Source organism: Epilithonimonas sp. 33E, from assembly GCF_059372615.1.
In genome coordinates, this window is the sequence record NZ_CM182009.1 from 2811801 (window position 1) to 2828917 (window position 17117).

17 protein-coding genes and 1 tRNA gene are annotated in these 17117 nt (G+C 35.6%); 2 read left to right on the forward strand and 16 right to left on the reverse strand.

What is annotated here, in order from left to right; genetic code table 11:
* Positions 1 to 45: 45 nt before the first annotated feature.
* The 5 genes from AC5P2S_RS12885 to lpdA all read right to left on the reverse strand — a co-directional run bounded on the left by AC5P2S_RS12885 (position 46) and on the right by lpdA (position 5336).
* A complete protein-coding gene (locus AC5P2S_RS12885) occupies positions 46 to 636 on the reverse strand; it encodes a porin family protein (protein WP_494555137.1) in 591 nt (196 codons plus the stop codon).
* Positions 637 to 727: 91 nt separating this feature from the next.
* Positions 728 to 1408, reverse strand: a complete 681-nt coding sequence (locus AC5P2S_RS12890) for a porin family protein (RefSeq protein ID WP_494555138.1) — start codon at positions 1406 to 1408, stop codon at positions 728 to 730.
* 159 nt (positions 1409 to 1567) lie between these two features.
* The gene (gene aroB / locus AC5P2S_RS12895; protein WP_494555139.1) at positions 1568 to 2614 is read right to left on the reverse strand and encodes a 3-dehydroquinate synthase; all 1047 of its coding nucleotides are present in this window, start codon (positions 2612 to 2614) and stop codon (positions 1568 to 1570) included.
* A gap of 148 nt (positions 2615 to 2762) precedes the next feature.
* A complete protein-coding gene (locus tag AC5P2S_RS12900; RefSeq protein ID WP_494555140.1) occupies positions 2763 to 3686 on the reverse strand; it encodes a proline and serine-rich protein 1 family protein in 924 nt (307 codons plus the stop codon).
* A 246-nt stretch (positions 3687 to 3932) separates the two neighbouring features.
* Complete coding sequence (gene lpdA, locus AC5P2S_RS12905; RefSeq protein ID WP_494555141.1) at positions 3933 to 5336, reverse strand: dihydrolipoyl dehydrogenase; 1404 nt, start codon at positions 5334 to 5336, stop codon at positions 3933 to 3935.
* A gap of 208 nt (positions 5337 to 5544) precedes the next feature.
* Here lpdA and AC5P2S_RS12910 point away from each other — a divergent pair, with 208 nt between their 5' ends.
* A complete protein-coding gene (locus AC5P2S_RS12910; RefSeq protein ID WP_494555142.1) occupies positions 5545 to 6201 on the forward strand; it encodes a YggS family pyridoxal phosphate-dependent enzyme in 657 nt (218 codons plus the stop codon).
* 79 nt (positions 6202 to 6280) lie between these two features.
* On the opposite strand, the gene AC5P2S_RS12915 is transcribed toward AC5P2S_RS12910, so the two are convergent.
* The 10 genes from AC5P2S_RS12915 to amaB all read right to left on the reverse strand — a co-directional run bounded on the left by AC5P2S_RS12915 (position 6281) and on the right by amaB (position 15612).
* A complete protein-coding gene (locus AC5P2S_RS12915; protein WP_494555143.1) occupies positions 6281 to 7375 on the reverse strand; it encodes a glycosyltransferase family 4 protein in 1095 nt (364 codons plus the stop codon).
* Complete coding sequence (locus tag AC5P2S_RS12920) at positions 7375 to 8163, reverse strand: polysaccharide deacetylase family protein (RefSeq protein ID WP_494555144.1); 789 nt, start codon at positions 8161 to 8163, stop codon at positions 7375 to 7377. Before AC5P2S_RS12920 ends, AC5P2S_RS12915 begins: the two co-directional genes overlap by 1 nt.
* Positions 8164 to 9093 carry a glycosyltransferase family 2 protein gene (locus AC5P2S_RS12925; RefSeq protein WP_283416657.1) on the reverse strand — a complete coding sequence of 310 codons (930 nt, stop codon included), beginning with the start codon at positions 9091 to 9093 and terminating at the stop codon, positions 8164 to 8166. It lies immediately after the preceding gene.
* 12 nt (positions 9094 to 9105) lie between these two features.
* A complete protein-coding gene (locus AC5P2S_RS12930) occupies positions 9106 to 10293 on the reverse strand; it encodes a glycosyltransferase family 87 protein (RefSeq protein ID WP_494555145.1) in 1188 nt (395 codons plus the stop codon).
* A 49-nt stretch (positions 10294 to 10342) separates the two neighbouring features.
* Complete coding sequence (locus AC5P2S_RS12935; protein ID WP_494555146.1) at positions 10343 to 11155, reverse strand: 2,3,4,5-tetrahydropyridine-2,6-dicarboxylate N-succinyltransferase; 813 nt, start codon at positions 11153 to 11155, stop codon at positions 10343 to 10345.
* 226 nt (positions 11156 to 11381) lie between these two features.
* On the reverse strand, positions 11382 to 11921 hold the full coding sequence (locus AC5P2S_RS12940) for a C40 family peptidase (RefSeq protein WP_494555147.1): 540 nt from the start codon (positions 11919 to 11921) through the stop codon (positions 11382 to 11384).
* Positions 11922 to 12250: 329 nt separating this feature from the next.
* Positions 12251 to 12324: transfer RNA gene (locus AC5P2S_RS12945), tRNA-Ala, on the reverse strand.
* 127 nt (positions 12325 to 12451) lie between these two features.
* On the reverse strand, positions 12452 to 12679 hold the full coding sequence (locus AC5P2S_RS12950; RefSeq protein WP_283416653.1) for a putative signal transducing protein: 228 nt from the start codon (positions 12677 to 12679) through the stop codon (positions 12452 to 12454).
* Between the two features lie 66 nt (positions 12680 to 12745).
* Entirely contained in the window at positions 12746 to 14065 is a 1320-nt protein-coding gene (gene lat / locus AC5P2S_RS12955; protein WP_494555148.1) for an L-lysine 6-transaminase, read from the reverse strand.
* Between the two features lie 8 nt (positions 14066 to 14073).
* Positions 14074 to 15612, reverse strand: a complete 1539-nt coding sequence (gene amaB, locus AC5P2S_RS12960) for an L-piperidine-6-carboxylate dehydrogenase (RefSeq protein WP_283416651.1) — start codon at positions 15610 to 15612, stop codon at positions 14074 to 14076.
* A 300-nt stretch (positions 15613 to 15912) separates the two neighbouring features.
* Here amaB and AC5P2S_RS12965 point away from each other — a divergent pair, with 300 nt between their 5' ends.
* Positions 15913 to 16104, forward strand: coding sequence for a hypothetical protein (locus AC5P2S_RS12965; RefSeq protein WP_283416650.1), 192 nt, complete (start codon positions 15913 to 15915; stop codon positions 16102 to 16104).
* Between the two features lie 52 nt (positions 16105 to 16156).
* Here the strand turns inward: AC5P2S_RS12965 and era are convergent, their stop codons facing one another.
* A complete protein-coding gene (gene era, locus AC5P2S_RS12970; RefSeq protein ID WP_283416649.1) occupies positions 16157 to 17032 on the reverse strand; it encodes a GTPase Era in 876 nt (291 codons plus the stop codon).
* Between the last annotated feature and the right edge of the window lie 85 nt (positions 17033 to 17117).

Here is a 17117-nt window from a genome sequence, read left to right on the forward strand (position 1 = left end):
AATATCAACAATAAGCCCCAACAAATAAGTTGGGGCTTATATTTTTTAGAATCCGTATTGAAAGCCTATTTGCAATCCATTATTTCTTAATTGCTTGTCATCATTATTCCAGCTTGTAGAGCCGGATTTTTTAATATCGGTAAAGCCAAACAGATATCTCGCACCAACTGACATATTATTAAATCTAAATCCCAAACCTAAGCCTGCGCTCAAATCGAGCTGATTATAAGCATCTTTATCCTTCTCAATAATTGTCTTATTGCTGCTCTCATATTTGTTTTTATTTCCAACCAGATAAGAAAACTGCGGACCAGCTTCAAAATATAATCTTGGGATTGGCTCAAACTGAAACATAACAGGCATCGCAAGATAATTCAGGTTCAGAGTATGAGTTGTATTTGCATTTTCATATTTCACACCCATATTATTATAAATCAGTTCCGGCTGAATACTCAAAATACTATTTACAGAAGCATGCATGTAAACACCTGCAAAATATCCGATCTTGGCATTCGTATCATTCCAGCCATTATCTTTGCTGATAGTCGATACATTCAAACCTCCTTTTACACCAAACGATTGCGAGTATGCTAACGACATCATTGTTAGTCCAAACAATCCAAAAATTTTCTTCATATATAATCGTTTATGAGTGACAAAAATAAAAATTATACAATAAAAAAGACCGAATTAATCGGTCTTTTAAAATATTTTAATATTATGCTTGTTAGAATTTGAAATAAACTCCTGCTTGGAAAGTATTATTTCGATTTTTGTTTCCATCATTTTGAAGAGAAGTATTACCATCTGTATTACTATCTTTCTTATTGATATCAGTGAAACCTGCTACATATCTAGCATTAATACCAAAATTAGGTGTAATATCATATCCAAGTCCTAAAGCAGCACCCATATTAAATCCTGAAAAAGAATCTTTCAAATCCTCAGATGTAGAAGATGAAGTATTAGTAGTAGAACCATTAACTACTGTTGTATTCACATCCTTAGCTTTTGCACTTGTTAAGAAACCGAATTCTGGGCCAGCCTCAAGATAGAATGCTGGTGTAGCTCTGAATTGAAACATAATTGGAACTGTAATATAATCCAAATTAAGTTTTGCACTAGAAGTTGCCTCGTATGTATTACCAGCTATGGTTGTCGAATATTTATTAGTCACTTTTGAACCTAATTGGCTATACATCACTTCTGGTTGGATGCTGAATTGTTCAGACACCGGAACATTCATAAATACTCCTCCTGAAAATCCTGCTTTGGATTTTGTATCATCATAACCATCTTTTGAAATAGATGATACGTTAACACCTGCTTTTAAACCGAACGACGGACTAGTTTGTGCAAATGCAAATGTTCCTGCTACTAAACCTAATCCTAAAAATAACTTTTTCATAATTTCAAATTTTAAATTTTGTTTTACGAGTTGGGTAATTCCAAAATCTTTGCCAAAATTTAAAAATTTGATATTTATAAAGACTTATCAATTAACAAAAATCAAAATAAGATATTTATTATCAGCGAATTAAAAACATTATTCATTAAATAATAACATCTATTTTTTTTTTAGATCTTTATAGAAATTTAAAGTCAAAATTATTTGTTCAGCACTTAGTTTTTGATCATAAAGGCAGGATCCGATCCCGTTAATCAATGAAAAATTGATATTTCCATCCTGATTTTTCTTATCATTAAACATCAGATCCATGATAGCACCGTTTTTGAATTCGGAGATATCTATATAAGGAAATAATCTTTGGATCTTACTGATGATAACAGATGAAACCTCTACATCTATCAATCCGCAGAGAAATGCTAGATGCGTCTCACAGATCATTCCCAGAGCAACCGCTTCTCCGTGAGGAATCAGATTCCCTTTTTTAAGGAACAGGCTTTCTACGGCATGACCAATCGTGTGTCCAAAGTTGAGCGTTTTTCTCACATTTTCTTCCTTGAAATCTTTGGAAACCACTTCATTTTTAATTGCCATACTTCTATTGATAAAAGGTGTAATAGATTCAGGAGTTATTTTATGCAATGAACTCAAATCATTCCAATGAGCTGCATCAGCAATCAGACCGTGTTTCAGCATCTCTGCAAAGCCACTTCTCAGTTCTTCCAACTTTAATGTTTCAAGAAATCCCGGATAAAAGAAAATAGCCTCCGGCAAAGCAAAAGTTCCAATGATATTTTTAAGATACTGATGATCAATTCCCGTTTTCCCGCCAATCGAAGCATCACACATCGATAATAATGTGGTCGGAATATTAATAAATTTAAAACCTCTTTTATAGGTTGATGCCACAAAACCGCCTAAGTCGGTAATAACGCCGCCGCCAAGATTAATCAAAAGAGATTTTCTGTCAGCTTCCATTTCCGAAAAAATCTCCCAAAGCTGCGTTGCTGTTTCGATATTCTTATGTTCTTCGCCTGCTTCTATTTCTATAACTTCAAAAGGAGCATCAGTTTCCAGATTCGGGAGCAAAACCGGTAAGCAGTGATTATGTGTGTTCTCATCAACCAGAATGAAAATTTTGCTTGGTTTGATTTGATCTATATATTCGTTAAGGCTTGTAAAATCCTTATCCAGTTCCTTGATCATAACTAATGTTTTAACAAAAGTAAGAACAAAATAGGAATAATCGGTTTTAATTAGACAATGTTTGTATCACTTAACTCTATCAAATTGATGTGCCAGCTATTCAATTAAATAAAAAAGAGAAGCTCAATCAATGGCTTCTCTTAATTTTTTATAATCTTGATATATAATCCCGCAATTCCTGGGCAGAACTTTGAAATTGAAACGAAGGATAGATCACAAAATAATTGTTTGGATCTGCACATCGGGAATAAGCATATTTTGCAACATCTAATCTGTCTTTATCATAGTTTAAGGTTTCTATAAGTATTTTAATCTGTTCAGAAGTCACCATTGTGTTTCTTAATTGTTGCTTGATAACAGATACCTTATCACTGTCGAAGTTTGTTTTCCTGACAACCTGTAAAAAAGAATTAAACATCGTACTGTTCATGACATTTCCATAATTTCCCTGGTTATTATTGTTTCCGTAAGAACCATTCTGCGTACCATAAAAAGGATCCCATTGTCCCGGATTGCCATTATTATATGGTGAATTCCACATATCGTTCCAGATATCACCATAATTGCCATAAGCCTGGTTTTGAAGCTGGTAAGTCCCTAAAAGATATAATCCACGAGTACTGAAGAAGTCCAAAACCAATCTGGAATTATTCCGAACATTAATTCTTGTTCTGTAAAGCAAATACCCGTTTGCATAAACAGAAATGGGAACTAGACCGGGAATGATGTCAAAGAACCTGTATTTTCCTGATGAATTGGCAGACATCTGATCACCAACTTCTACTGTGTAAAAACCTCGTTCAGGAATTCTTAAAAATATCTCTGCATAACCGTAACCATAATTCTGATTCCAGTTATAACCCGAATTGTTACTCCCTCTGTTGTTGCTGTTTTGATTATTCCTGTATCCCGAATTGTCGAGCGTACCTTCTTTTTTGCTGCTATTTCCGTTTCTTTGGGACATTTCGCTTTTGGAAGCTTCATTTTTCAGTAGTTCACCAGCTTTTCCTGCCTCTTGCCCGAAAGAAATAATACTGAAAACTAATAAACAAGTAGTAAAAATATTTTTCATAAATAATAGTTTAATAATATTCTAATCAAATCTACTATTATGCCAAAATAAAAATCAATTAAAATAATATTTAAAAAAAAATACATTTAATAATTTAAATAGATTTATATTTTTAATTTCATTTAATATAGCAATTTTAGATTTAGAAAAGATGAAAAAGTTAAATTAGCCTTGTTTTTTTACATTGATAAAGGTCAAAAAAAAGAGAAGCTTGCGCTTCTCTTTTTATATAATCTCCATAATCTATTACATATGAATAGAACGCTTATCCGTTGCATCCAAAGCAGCTTCTTTTACGGCTTCTGCATAAGTCGGGTGCGCGTGAGACATTCTTGAGATATCTTCTGCACTTGCACGGAATTCCATGGCTGTAACACCTTCTGCAACCAAATCTGCAGCTCTTGCCCCGATCATATGAAATCCTAAAACTTCGTCAGTCTTTGCATCAGCTAAGATTTTTACAAATCCGTCCGTGTCACCACTTGCACGGCTTCTTCCCAAAGCTCTCATTGGGAAATTCCCTACTTTGTAATCTACACCTTCTGCTTTCAGTTGTTCTTCTGTTTTACCAACACCTGCAACTTCCGGCCAAGTGTAAACAACGCCAGGAATCAGGTTATAATTGATATGTGGCTTTTGTCCTGCCAAAGTCTCAGCAACAAAAGTTCCTTCCTCTTCTGCTTTGTGAGCCAGCATTGCACCTGCAACAACGTCTCCGATTGCATAGATATTAGAAACGTTAGTCTGAAGGTGGTCATTGGTTTTCACTCGTCCTCTTTCGTCCAGTTCCACACCGGCTTTTTCCAATCCAAGGCCGTCTGTATAAGGTCTACGTCCTACTGAAACAAGAACATAATCTCCGTCAAAAGTTACCTCTTCTCCCTTTTTATTTTTTGCAGTTACTTTCACAGAATCTCCATTTCTCTCCACTGCAGAAACGGCTGTAGAAAGCTCGAATTTCATCCCTTGTTTTCTAAGGACTTTTTGCAATTCTTTTGACAGACTTCCGTCCATTCCCGGGATAATCCTATCCATAAATTCCACAACAGTCACCTGAGAACCTAATCTCAAATAAACAGAACCTAATTCAAGTCCGATAACACCGCCACCTATAACCACTAAATGCTTAGGAATTTCTTTCAAATTCAAAGCTTCTGTGGAAGTGATGACTCTTTCTTTATCTAAAGTGATGAATGGCAAACTGGATGGTTTTGAACCGGTTGCGATAATAGTGTATTTTGAATCGATGGTTTCTGAAGAACCGTCGTCTTTCGTCACTTTGATTTGTGTTGCAGACTCAAAGCTTCCAACACCTTCAAAAACAGTGATCTTGTTTTTGTCCATCAGGAAGTTGATTCCTTTTGTCGTTTGTTCTACAACACCGTTTTTACGCTCAATCATTTTTGCCAGATCCACTTTCGGCTCGTTGATAATAATTCCGTAATCCGCAAATTCGTGTTTTGCCTTTTCAAAATGTTCAGAACTATCCAACAACGCTTTTGAAGGGATACAGCCTACGTTAAGGCATGTTCCGCCCAAAGTAGGATATTTTTCAATAATTGCTGTTTTGAAACCCAATTGCGCAGCTCTGATTGCTGCAACATATCCGCCAGGACCGGAACCGATAACGGTTACATCAAATTGACTCATATTTTTTGTGATTATTATTCGAAAAAAATTTCCTCAAATTTACGAATTTTAGAGCAATTTTAGAATATAATTTTAACACAAGGAGTACGAAGTTGTTGTCAAAAAGAACACCATTTAATCGATTTCATTTTTGTGTTCTTTATGAAAGCTTTGAGACTTTGTGGTTAATAAACTATTTTTGCATCAGATTTTTCAAAATTGATTTACAATGTCGCTCGAGCAAAATTATCAGAACATCCTTTCTCAGCTTCCGCAAAATATAAAGCTGGTTGCAGTTTCCAAAACCAATCCTGCTTTTAAGATCAAAGAACTTTATGATTTGGGACAAAAAGCTTTTGGAGAGAACAAAGTTCAGGAATTACTGGAAAAACAACCCGTTCTTCCCAACGATATTGAGTGGCATCTGATTGGTCATCTACAAACCAACAAAGTGAAGTATATCGCCGGTTTTATCACAATGATAGAAAGTATCGACAGCGAAAAACTATTGAAAGAAGTTGATAAAGAGGCTGCAAAAAACAATAGAAAAATCAATATTTTACTCCAGGTCAAAATCGCAAAGGAAGCCACAAAATTTGGGTTAACAACAAACGAAGCCAAAGACATTTTCAGCCAATATCTAGCAGGAAATTTTCCTAATGTTGAAATCAAAGGGTTAATGGGAATGGCAAGTTTTGTGGATGATGAGACTCAAATCCGTGAAGAATTTTCTATTCTGAAAAACCTTTTTGACGAATTGTCTCAATTGAAACCATTAGAAACCCTATCAATGGGAATGAGCGGTGATTTTCCGATTGCAATAGAATCGGGGTCTAATTCGGTAAGAGTTGGTTCAGCAATTTTTGGGGAACGGAATTATGTTTAAACACAAAGTTCACCAAGCATTAACACGATGTTCACTAAGAAACTTGTGCGCTTTGTGAATCGTTGTGTCTTTATGGTTTTTATAAACCTTCATAAACTTTCATCAAATCTTTTGCAATCACATCATCATTGAATTTCTGTGCAAACTGCAACCCCTTTTCCACACGGCGTTTTCTTTCAGATTCGTTGTCCCAGAGGAACAGGATTTTAGCTTTGATATCATCTACATTGTCAGGATTGACATAGACAGAATCCGGACCGCCGGCTTCTGGCAGACAGCTTGTATTACTTGTAATTACAACAGTTTCTGAAAACAAAGCTTCTATGACAGGAATCCCAAAACCTTCAAAAAAACTTGGATAAATAAAAATATCCGCCAACCTGTAAACCGAAGCTAATTCTTCCATAGAAACATCTTGAAGAAAATAAACTTCTACTCCATTTTTTCTGATTTCAGACTCTATTTTTTTTACATATTTTTTTTTCTTTCTGCTTCCCACAACTACTAATGGAATATCAGAATCCTTAAGAGCTTTTACAACATTCAAAAGGTTTTTTCTTTCTTCGATAGTTCCGACATTCAGGAGAAACCTATCAGGAAGATCGAATTTTTCTTTAACCTGTTCTAAAAATTCGTCAGTTGGCTTTTCTTTGAAACCGGCGTGACAGCCTTGGTAAACGACATCAATTTTATTTTCTTTGATTTTCAGAAAATGGATAATATCTTCTTTAGTCTGCTGAGAGATTGCAATAATTCTATCCGCTGTATTAGCCGCTTTTCTGAATTTCCAAAAATGGATTTTTCTATCAAACCAAGTGTAATATTGGGGAAATCTTACAAAAATCAAATCATGGATCGTCACCACTTTTTTGATTGGCTTTTTGTTCCATTTCAAAGGCAATTCACCGGATAATCCGTGAAAAATATCCGCACCTACATTTTGTGCATCTTTTCCCATTTTGAATTGTCTGGACATTGTCCCATCGGAAGTTTTCACAAAAGAAACATTGGGCAAGTCCAAGATATCTCTACCTCGTTCCGACTTGTTCTTGTTAAGAAGAATATATTGATTCTGTGGATAAAACTCAGCAAGAATCCTAACCAGGTCACGAGAATAGTTTCCTAATCCAGATGTGTTATGAAAAAAACGTTTCGCATCGTAAGCAATCTTCATCAATTCTTATTTTTTTGAGTCCAATTTTCTAAAAAATCCCTGGTTGTAGAAAACTGATAATTATTTTTTTTTGCCCATTTGATAAAATCATCAAACCGCTTTATCATTACTTCATTCGTATTTTTGAAAGTAAAAGCCGGTAGTTTATATTTTGGATCCGATATATCCGCAAATTCCCAGGGATGAAAATAGATGTTCAAAAATCCTGTGGAACTTAATGATAATCGAGACAACAATTTATAAATCCAAAGTGGAAAGTTATGAAAACTTAACCAAAATAAAGGAATCCTGAATATTGTAGAAACCGAAGCAGGAAATTGTAAGACCTTTTTTTGCCAGAATGGTTTTCTGCTGACGCTGAAGTTGTTATATCTCCCAGGCAGATAAGTCGGGTTAATGGAAGAATTATAAAAATAGCCTGCATTAGAAACAGCATCTTCCGACACGGGACTCATTCTCGGCATCCTTAGCCCTACTACTTTTGTATCGAATAATTGTTCTAATTCCTTTCTGGACTCTGACAGATGCTTTTCCACAAAATCCGAATGAAACCAAGTGTGAGAAGCCAGCTCGTGGCCTTCGGAAAGTAATTGCTGAATCAAATCTTTATTATTTTCCGCAAAAACAACTGTGGAAAAAAAAGTAGCTTTGATATGATTCTCATTCAAAATCATGAGAATATTTTGCAATCCTTTCCTGGAAACAGCCAATTGCTCTTCCAAAGCAATCTCGCCATTATATTCCAAAGGCATATCAAACTCTTCGATATCGAAACTTAATAGAATCATTTATAAATTTTTTGAACGAATGATGTAATTAGGCCTTTCTTTTACCTGCTTGAAAATTTTACCCAGATAAATTCCGAAAATCCCCAGGATAATCAATTGTAATCCGCCAAAAAAAACAATCGTCATAATGAGTGATGCCCAGCCGGATATTTCCGTTCCGGAAACAAAAGATTCGATGACATAAATTCCATAGCCGACAACAGAAAGCACAGAAAACATAAATCCCAGATAAGCCGCAAGATAAAGTGGTTTTACACTGAAGGCTGTAATTCCTGTAAATGCAAACTTCATCATTTTCTTGATATTATAACTGCTTTCGCCAGCGTTCCTCTCACCAGCTAAAAAGTTGACCGATGCCTGCCTGAAGCCCATCCAGCTTGTTAAACCTCTTAAAAACAAATCGTCTTCGTTAAATTTTTTGAAGACCTCTACCACACTTGCATCCATCAATCGGAAGTCAGAACCTCCACCTTTTTTCAAATCGACATCAGAAATCCTGGACAGAAATCTGTAAAAAATCTCCGATGTTTTTTTCTTGAAATAGGAAATCTCCTTGGGATATTTTCTGCTGGTCAAAACCACATCAAAACCTTCCTCCCATTTCCGGATCATTTCGGGAATAAGTTCCGGTGGATGTTGCAAGTCGGCATCCATAGAAATCACGGCATTCCCGTCTGCAAAGTCCATCCCGGCTTTAACAGCCGGCTGATGTCCAAAATTTCGTGAGAACTCTATAAACTTAATTTCGCTGTGATTTGTAGCAAGTTCCTCTAAAATCAGTTGTGTTCTATCCCTGCTACCGTCATTGACAAAAATGATTTCGAAATAATAATCTTCAAGCTGCGAAAAAACAGTCTTTATTCTCTGATAAATAAGAGAAATATTGCCTTCTTCGTTATGAGCGGGAATTACAACCGAAATTTTTTTCATTGGAGCATGTCTTTAATCTAATTTATAATCCTTTTCAAAATCCCGGGTTAACAATTCGTATATAACCCTGAACCAAACTAAAATGCATGGAATTGCTTTTGTAGAATATTTAACAAAAACATTTTCTTTTATAGATTTTGGAAATAAATCTGAAAATGCGAAACAAGTAAAAATCATTACAAAAATCAATAACCCTATATCCAATTTTGAAAATCTCTTTTGCATCAGAAACCAAAGCATAACACCAGCAATTGCAATGATATAGGTCGGACTTTCTGAACCCGAGCTGAAAAGAACAACAAACAATAATGTTGACGCTAAAATCATCAGTTGAAATGGCAAATGTTTGTACTGTTTGATCCTGAGATAAGGCAGCATAAAAATGATAGCTCCCGGAATCAGAAAAACCAGATTTGAAATGCTTGCATTCTGTAAAATCCTTCTCACAACACCCATTAACGAATAATCCTGACGTGTTCCCAAGGCTTGATTTTCAAGATTTTTGCCTGACAAAGAAGTATACCAATCGAGGTATGATTGAATTCCAAATTTCGGACTGGAAATCAGCATTGGTAAAACAAAGAACAGGATTGCAAGGATTATAAAACTCAGAATAAACCGAAGTTTGTTTTTAATAAAAAAGAATGCGGAAAGTCCTACAATGCCGTAAACTTTCACAAAAGTTCCGATGAGAATTGAAAAGGCAGATTGGGTTTCTTTTCTTTCGTAAATATAAATTGCAGATAACATCAGCAATCCTGTCAAGATAATATTGAACTGGAAATATGTTGCAGCCGTAATGAATTCCTGCAGGCAAAGCCACGCAAAAAAAGATTTCTTTTTATCCGAAAACGGAAGTTTATAAACTGCATAAAGAAAAACTGATGTGATTGCCATATTCCATAGAACACAGCCTAGCCAATCCGGCATCATTGCAAAAGGTGCAATCAGAAGGCTGAAAAAAACACCATAGTGATTGCTGTCAAAAAATAGATCCGGATATTGCAGGAATATGTTTTTCTCTTGCAAAGTATTATAAAACACACCTTTGAAAATCAGGTAATTATTATAACCACCAGTTCCTCTCTTGTATTTGCTGTAAGCAGTAACGCCTGCTACAATAATATAGATTACGAAAATGATTCTGTAATCTGAGATAAATTTTAAGAATTTTTGTTTCACAAAATTGGCTATTAGCATTAGATAACTGCCTATCAGATTTGACAGGCAGCTTTTATTTTTCTAAATCCTAAACCGCAACATTATTTTCCCTCAGCGCATCATTCAAGGATGTTTTCTTATCTGTAGATTCTTTTCTTTTACCGATGATCAAAGCACAAGGCACCTGATATTCTCCGGAAGGAAATTGTTTGGTATAACTTCCCGGAATCACAACAGAACGCTCTGGCACATAACCTTTCATTTCAACAGGTTTGTCACCAGTTACATCAATAATTTTGGTAGACATTGTCAAACATACATTTGCGCCCAAAACTGCTTCTTTGCCAACACGAACGCCTTCTACCACGATACAACGCGAACCGATGAATGCATCATCTTCAATAATAACCGGAGCCGCTTGCAATGGTTCCAAAACGCCTCCAATTCCTACACCTCCACTCAGGTGAACATTTTTACCAATCTGAGCGCAGCTTCCTACAGTTGCCCACGTATCAACCATTGTCCCGGAATCCACATAAGCTCCAATGTTAACATAAGAAGGCATCATAATCACCCCGCTTGCAACAAAACTTCCGTGTCTTGCAATCGCATGCGGAACTACTCTTACGCCTTTTTCAGCATAGTTTTTCTTCAAAGGAATTTTATCATGGAATTCGAAAGGACCAACTTCTATGGTTTCCATTGTCTGGATCGGGAAATACATTACCACACCTTTCTTTACCCATTCGTTAATTTGCCACCCGTTTTCCGTTGGCTCAGCTGTTCTCAGCTCTCCTGAATCCAGCTTTGCAACTACTTCTCTTACAGCATTCTGATATTCTTCTTCTTTCAATAGTTCGCGGTTATCCCAAGCTTTTTCGATTTTTTCCTGTAAAGACATTTTTATTTTTTTAATTAAATTTTATTCTAATGATGAGATTAATAACAACGAATTGCACGCAGCCCGACCTGAGTGGAGCTCTTTTTCTTTACAAAAAAAAAGAAAAAAGCGGGAACGGAGGGCGGATAAAGCTGCCATAAAATTTATCACCCAGCATTCCAACAAAAAAGTCCAATAAAAAATTATTGAACCTCATCATTACATATCTCCCGACAAAAATAATAAATTATAGAACACTTCTTGCAAAAAGAAAAGCTTTATTCCAATAAGCTTCGTTAAGGGACGAAATTATAACGCCTTTGGTTGTAGAAGAATGGATGAATGTCACCTCGCCAGTATTCATCACGTCATGAACAATACCGACATGGGTAACTGCTGAACCGCCTGCTGTTGCAAAAAATAACAGATCTCCGGGTTTGACTTTTGAGATATCTATGGAAACGCCTGCTTTTCCCTGATCCTGAGAACGTCTGGGCATTTTCATATCGTTCTCGTCAAAAACTTTGCAAACCAAACCGGAACAATCAAAACCGGCTTTTGTATTACCGGCATACTTGTAAGGTGTTCCCAAATAGTTTTCCGCATCACTGATAACAGAGGCTCTTTTGCCGGAAACTGAGCCAGAATAAGTGGAATTTAGTTTTTTAAGATTGCTGGTCTTGGTTGTGGTTGTTGGCCTTTTGTAGGTGTATTTTTTTACAGGCTTTGAAGCACCGCAAGAAACCAGAATAATTGAAAATATAATTACCAGTACAGATTGTTTCATCTAATCAAATTTAAATAGTAATTGTTTCTCAATAAGAATTTTTCTCTGTTATCTACACAAAAATAGCTTAGATTATTTTTCTAAACAAGCATTTAAGCTAAAAAACACAGAATTTTCACAAAGAAAAAGAGAAGCTTATAAAAACTTCTCAGGCTAAATTATCAATTTGACTAATTATTTCAAAAAATTAAGAGGGCAACGAGTGCCCCCTTTAATCAATAATCAGGTTCTATGAACTTGATTATCTTATGTTTTACACATCAAATTTTTTGCCAAAATAAAAAAATCAATCTCCTGAAAGTCAGAAGATTGATTGGACATATTGCTTGTGGAGAATACGGGGATCGAACCCGTCACCTTTAGACTGCCAGTCTAACGCTCTAGCCAAATGAGCTAATCCCCCAATTGGTATTGCAATGATAAGGATTTTGTCTGAACATTTTCTAAAAAAATTTAATAAAAATAAAAAAATCGGGCTCAAATAAATTTGGACCCGATTTCTGTAAAACGTAAAATTTAAAAATATGAAATCAATTTTGGTTTGATTTTAAATATTCATCGATGATGTCAAAGGATTTTTTTTCATCCCTGATATCAACTTTAATAAAAGTATTGGTTGCAGTGGGAGTCGAAAGAAAACTAAGATAAGAATTCTCAACATCACATTTTATTCCTGCATCTTCCAGCTTAGATTTGATGAGCTGGATCTCCTGTGGGCTGCTGCTTTCATACACAGCGACTCTTGTTGTTGCATCCATAGATTTTCAGATTTTGATTTTTTAAGCAAAGCAATTTACGAAAAAAATATCATAATCCGAAATTCTTTATATTAAATCCTCAAATATTGAATTTATTTTATCTAAAATGACCTGAATTTCTTCTTTTGTTACATTAAGATGTGGACGAAACCTAAGTGACTGATCTCCACAGGTTAAGATGATAATTCCTTCATCGTAAAGTTTGCTTCTTAACCATTCCCTGCTTTCACCGTCTTTAAGATCAAATGCACACATCAATCCCTTTCCTCTTGCAGCAGAGATGTGATCCGGAAACTTTTGTTCCAATTTCTTTAATCCGTTCAAAAGGAATTCTCCCACAACTCTGGAATTCTCAACCAGATTTTCATTTTCAATGATTTCCAAAACCAATTGGAAACGTAGCATATCGATAAAATTACCTCCAAAAGTAGAATTGATTCTTGAACTTTCCTTGAAAACATGATGTTCTACTTCGTCCAGTTTTTCTTTATTTGCCAGGATTCCGCAAACTTGTGCTTTTTTACCAAAAGTGATTACATCTGGAATAATATCCAAGTGTTGGAACGCCCACATTTTTCCAGTCATTCCTATTCCTGTTTGTACTTCGTCCAGGATCAAAAGGATTTCATTTTCATCACAGATACGTCTCAGTTCTGTAAAGAATTCGTTTCTGAAATGGTTGTCGCCGCCTTCAGCCTGGATCGGCTCGATAATCACACAGGCCACCTCATCCGGATGAGATAAGATCGCTTCCTGAATATGCAACAAAGCTAACTGTTCGTGTTTGATTGTTTCTTCCAGATTTTCCTCCGTAATTGGGAAGTTCAGTTTTGGATTGGTGATTCTTGGCCAATTGAACTTTGGAAAATATTGATACTTTCTTGGATCGGAAGTATTGGTTAAAGACAAGGTATAACCGCTTCTTCCATGAAAGGATTGTTTAAAATGAATCGCAATTCCCGCTTCTTTATCTATATCTTTTTGCCAATTTTTTCTGGTTTTCCAGTCAAAAGCTGTTTTCAAAGCATTTTCAACTGCCAAAGCACCGCCTTCTATGAAAAAGCAATAAGGCAGTTCTTTCGGAATTGCAACTCTGGAAAAAACTTCCATAAAGTCTGCATATTCCTGAAGATAAACATCACTTAAAGTCGGTTTATAAATTGCCATTTTTCCAAGCCAATTGGCCTTTTCTGCAATATAAGGATGATTGTATCCGACAGATGCTGATGCGAACATGGAGAACATATCAAGATATTTTTTTCCTGTCAGCTTGTCAACAATGTAAGAGCCCTGAGATGCTTCATAATCCATTACGAAATCAAAACCATCTGCAAGAATATGTTTACCTAATGTTTCTTTTACTTTATTTTCTGTAGTTGTTATCATATTGTTTTTTATAAGTCAAACTTAATCCCTTGAGCTAAAGGTAAATTAGTTGTGTAATTGATTGTGTTTGTTTGTCTTCTCATATAATATTTCCAGACATCCGAACCAGATTCCCGTCCGCCCCCAGTTTCTTTTTCGCCACCAAACGCACCGCCAATTTCAGCTCCGGAAGTTCCGATATTAACATTAGCTATTCCACAGTCAGAACCAGCGTGAGAAAGGAATAATTCCGCTTCTCGTAGGTTTTGGGTCATAATTGCAGAACTCAGACCTTGCGGAACATCATTCTGGATCGCAATGGCTTCATCCAACGTTTTATACTTGATCAAGTAAAGAATTGGCGCAAATGTCTCGTGCTGAACAATTTCGTAGCTATTCTCAACCTCAGCAATACAAGGCTTTACATAACAGCCAGAGTTGTAATTATCACCTTCCAAAACACCACCCTCAACGATGAAATTTCCGCCTTCTGCTTTGCATTTTTCGATAGAATCCTGGTATTGTTTTACCGCAGCTTTGTCAATCAGCGGACCAACATGATTAGTTTCGTCCAATGGATTCCCGATTTTCAGCTGTCCGTAAGCTTTAACCAATCGGTTTTTAACCTCATCATAAACAGATTCGTGGATGATAAGACGTCTTGTAGAAGTACATCTTTGGCCCGCTGTTCCAACAGCTCCGAAAACGGCACCGATAATCGACATATTGATGTCTGCATTTTCTGTAATAATAATAGCGTTGTTTCCACCTAATTCCAAAATCGATTTTCCAAACCGTTCAGCAACATTTTTCCCAACAATTCTTCCAACTCTTGTGGAACCGGTAAAGGATACCAATGCGATTTTTTTATCATTAACTAATTGATCTCCAATCTCATGATCAGCAATTACTAAGTTTGAAATTCCTTCGGGAAGATCATTTTCTTTTGCTACTTCATTAAAGATATTCTGACAAGCGATTGCGCAAAGCGGTGTTTTTTCTGATGGTTTCCAAATCACTACATTTCCGCAAATCCAAGCCAGAGCAGCATTCCAGCTCCAGACTGCAACAGGAAAGTTGAAAGCCGAGATCACCCCAACAATTCCCAGTGGATGGTATTGCTCATACATCCTGTGTCCGGGCCTTTCGGAATGCATCGTGTAACCATGAAGCTGTCGGGACAAACCAACTGCGAAATCGCAAATATCGATCATCTCCTGAACTTCTCCCAGACCTTCCTGAAGAGATTTCCCCATCTCATAGGAAACCAATTTTCCAAGATCCTCTTTGTATTCTCTAAGCTTATTACCAAATTGGCGAACCAGGTCTCCTCTTTTTGGTGCAGGAATTTTTCTGAATTCCAAATAAGCCTGTTCTGCTTTTGCTACAACTTTCTCGTAGTCTTGTTTATCTGATGTTTTTACCGAAGCGATAAGATTACCGTCTACCGGTGAATAACTTTCTATTGCTTTACCGGAAGAAAAGAAATCCAAACCTGTAGAAGTTCCGTTATTTTCTGTCGAAATTCCCAGTCTTTTCAGGTTTTCTGATATTGAAATTGAGGACATAAAGTTTTTTATTTTTAAAGTGTCTAAAGATAAAAATATATTTTGACCAGCAAAATCAAAAACTAACAATCGTTAGTAAATAAATAAAAAATACTGAAAATCATTGGCTTGAATAATTTTGGCGCTTTAATTGTTATTCAAAAAACTTTTAATTTACTTTTATGTTTGAAAACGAAATAGAGAACACGTCTAATTATTGGCAATTGAAATATTTGTTAATTATTTATAAAATACAGTTTTACTTATTTTGAATAAATCTAAATTGCACAATTTTTCTTATTTTTGAAAAAATAAATCGGGATGGAAAATAATGAGACCACTCAAAAATCTGAAAATAAATCGTCCAAGTGGAAAAGCCTGGTGAAAAAATTTGGTATCGGTGGTATTATTTTTTTTACTGTAAAAGGGATTATCACTTCTACTTTGATCTATTTTCTGGGAAAAAACTTTTGGATCATTATTAAAGATTATATCGCCCAATGGTTTGATTAAACCATGTTCTTACAACATATCGAAATAAAAAAATCCTTTATAATAAAGGATTTTATCTGTAACCGAAATTCTTAAGATCTCTGTCATTTTTTCGCCAGTCTTTTTTGACTTTTACAAAGAGATTAAGGTGTATTTTTTTGTTGAAGAATTTCTCCAGGTCAACACGTGCTTCTGTTCCCACCTTTTTAATGGCTTCACCTTTGTGTCCAATGATAATACCTTTTTGGGTATCGCGTTCCACGTAGATTATGGAATCAATAAAAATAATTCCTTCTTTTTCCTTGAACATCTCTGTAACAACTTCTACAGAATAAGGAATTTCTTTCTCATAATTCAAAAGAATTTTTTCACGAATAGCTTCGTTGACAAAGAAACGTTCCGGTTTGTCCGTAAACTGATCTTTATCGTAATATGGAGGATTTTCCGGCAACAAAGATTTCAGTTTCGGAAGAATAATATCCGTATTAAAGGCATTGAGAGCAGAAATTGGTAAAATTTCGGCTTTCGGAATTCTGTTATGCCATTCGTCCACCAGCTTTTCCAAACCTTCCTGATTGGTCTGATCTACTTTATTCAGAAGTAATAATACCGGAACCGGGATCTTGTTAAGTTTATCTATTAAAAATTCCGACGGTTCTTCTTTGTCGGTCACATCTACAATGAATAAAAAAACATCAGCATCCTGTAAAGAATCTTTTACAAAATCCATCATTTTTTCCTGCAGATTATATTTCGGATCCAAAACCCCGGGTGTATCGGAAAAAACAATCTGCAAATCTTCCTCATTGTATATCCCGAAAATCCTGTGACGTGTTGTTTGTGCTTTTTGGGTCACAATTGCCAGCTTCTCTCCCATCAATTGATTGAGAAGTGTAGATTTTCCTGCATTGGGTTTACCGACAATGTTTACGAATCCTGCTGTATGCATTATTTTTTTGAATATATTGAATAATGTACAAAGGTACGGAAATTTTGAAGTAAGAGTTTAAGAATTTACAACATGGAATATATCA

Excerpts from the sequence above, each read along its gene's own strand:
- AC5P2S_RS12885 (WP_494555137.1), bottom strand. The coding sequence starts at position 636 with ATGAAGAAAATTTTTGGATTGTTTGGACTAACAATGATGTCGTTAGCA.
- AC5P2S_RS12890 (WP_494555138.1), bottom strand. The coding sequence starts at position 1,408 with ATGAAAAAGTTATTTTTAGGATTAGGTTTAGTAGCAGGAACATTTGCA.
- aroB (WP_494555139.1), bottom strand. The coding sequence starts at position 2,614 with ATGATCAAGGAACTGGATAAGGATTTTACAAGCCTTAACGAATATATA.
- AC5P2S_RS12900 (WP_494555140.1), bottom strand. The coding sequence starts at position 3,686 with ATGAAAAATATTTTTACTACTTGTTTATTAGTTTTCAGTATTATTTCT.
- lpdA (WP_494555141.1), bottom strand. The coding sequence starts at position 5,336 with ATGAGTCAATTTGATGTAACCGTTATCGGTTCCGGTCCTGGCGGATAT.
- AC5P2S_RS12910 (WP_494555142.1), top strand. The coding sequence starts at position 5,545 with ATGTCGCTCGAGCAAAATTATCAGAACATCCTTTCTCAGCTTCCGCAA.
- AC5P2S_RS12915 (WP_494555143.1), bottom strand. The coding sequence starts at position 7,375 with ATGAAGATTGCTTACGATGCGAAACGTTTTTTTCATAACACATCTGGA.
- AC5P2S_RS12920 (WP_494555144.1), bottom strand. The coding sequence starts at position 8,163 with ATGATTCTATTAAGTTTCGATATCGAAGAGTTTGATATGCCTTTGGAA.
- AC5P2S_RS12925 (WP_283416657.1), bottom strand. The coding sequence starts at position 9,093 with ATGAAAAAAATTTCGGTTGTAATTCCCGCTCATAACGAAGAAGGCAAT.
- AC5P2S_RS12930 (WP_494555145.1), bottom strand. The coding sequence starts at position 10,293 with ATGCTAATAGCCAATTTTGTGAAACAAAAATTCTTAAAATTTATCTCA.
- AC5P2S_RS12935 (WP_494555146.1), bottom strand. The coding sequence starts at position 11,155 with ATGTCTTTACAGGAAAAAATCGAAAAAGCTTGGGATAACCGCGAACTA.
- AC5P2S_RS12940 (WP_494555147.1), bottom strand. The coding sequence starts at position 11,921 with ATGAAACAATCTGTACTGGTAATTATATTTTCAATTATTCTGGTTTCT.
- AC5P2S_RS12950 (WP_283416653.1), bottom strand. The coding sequence starts at position 12,679 with ATGGATGCAACAACAAGAGTCGCTGTGTATGAAAGCAGCAGCCCACAG.
- lat (WP_494555148.1), bottom strand. The coding sequence starts at position 14,065 with ATGATAACAACTACAGAAAATAAAGTAAAAGAAACATTAGGTAAACAT.
- amaB (WP_283416651.1), bottom strand. The coding sequence starts at position 15,612 with ATGTCCTCAATTTCAATATCAGAAAACCTGAAAAGACTGGGAATTTCG.
- AC5P2S_RS12965 (WP_283416650.1), top strand. The coding sequence starts at position 15,913 with ATGGAAAATAATGAGACCACTCAAAAATCTGAAAATAAATCGTCCAAG.
- era (WP_283416649.1), bottom strand. The coding sequence starts at position 17,032 with ATGCATACAGCAGGATTCGTAAACATTGTCGGTAAACCCAATGCAGGA.